The organism is Methylosinus sp. R-45379 (assembly GCF_001644125.1).
Lineage (GTDB): Bacteria > Pseudomonadota > Alphaproteobacteria > Rhizobiales > Beijerinckiaceae > Methylosinus.
In genome coordinates this window covers 1-1,103 of record NZ_LUUM01000131.1, presented here as the reverse complement: position 1 = coordinate 1,103, position 1,103 = coordinate 1, and the positions used below count along the sequence as shown (strand labels likewise).

The following is a 1,103-nucleotide window of genomic DNA, read 5'->3' as shown; positions in this document are numbered from 1 at the left end:
TCCATTCGAGGTGGTGGTCCTTTTTGTTTGAGGCGATCAGAGGTCACAGGCGCGCGCCGTCACGGCTGCGCATTGGCAGTGCGGGTGACGTGAGACGGGCTGTGTGAGGGGGTCGGGACGCGGCCTACGCGACGGAGCGGAGAGCCCCTGCGTTTGGCGCGAGACGTCAAAATACAGGGGGTAAACCGTCAGAGTGCGCAACAAGTAAGGGTTTCTGCCGCGTCGCCGGTCGTGAGAGCGGGCAATAAGGTGGACTTTCTGCCGCGGCGCGGGCGAGACGGCAAAATGCGTAACTTTCTGAGGCGCGGCGAGATACGGCCCCAGAAGCCGACAATGGCGCGAGGCGTCATAAAGCGTAGGTTTCTGAGCGCCGCCTGAGCGGGCAAGATGCGCAACCTAAATCCGCAGAGGGACGCCGCAAGTTGGCGGGACGTCCCGCCAATTGTCCGAGAAATCGCAGCAAAAACAAACTAATGCGTTGAAGGGCCGTTCGAATGAAAAGGCAAAATACGCAACCTAATTGGCTGTAGCTGACAAATGGCAGCTAGTCAGGAAAAGAAGAAGGCACTCTCCAGGACCTTCGATAGGTCCAAAGAGCCCTTCTCCGGCAGCGGTGGGATATCGGCGAGGTGGGAGCAGGTTTCCTGAAACGAAAACGCGCGCGACTAGCGCTCGCATTTGTTTCGGATTATCTTTTCAACTGAGCCAGCAGGGCCGAATCCCGCGCGGCTCGCATGGCTATGTTCTGCCATCTTGTAGGGACGCCCCTACACGAATCGGAAGTGCTTGGCAAATGCAAGGGAAGTCATTTTCGCCGAAAGCGGCCGGGTTACATATGGGAACAGGGGTCTTAGGTTTCATTGGGGTCATCTGCGTAACGGCATTTGGCGTTATTCTGCGGTTTGCGTTGGAGGCTCTCGACAAAGCGGACCCATATAAGGCCTCGCGATGGTTTTTCCTCGCGTTTATCCCGCTCGGAGTCTTCGCCGTTCTTTGGTCAATAAATGGGGACGCTACAATGCTTGCAAAGAATATCGTTCTTGGTCTAGTCGGAGCTTTGATTGGAAGTTCAGGTTTTATTTTTGTCGGACACGCCTTGGGCG

The 1,103-nt window shown here is 56.3% G+C and carries 1 protein-coding gene; it reads left to right on the top strand.

What is annotated here, in order from left to right:
• Positions 1-793 precede the first annotated feature (793 nt).
• A partial coding sequence (locus A1351_RS25625; protein ID WP_210178243.1) for a hypothetical protein occupies positions 794-1,103 on the top strand: 310 nt, incomplete at its 3' end.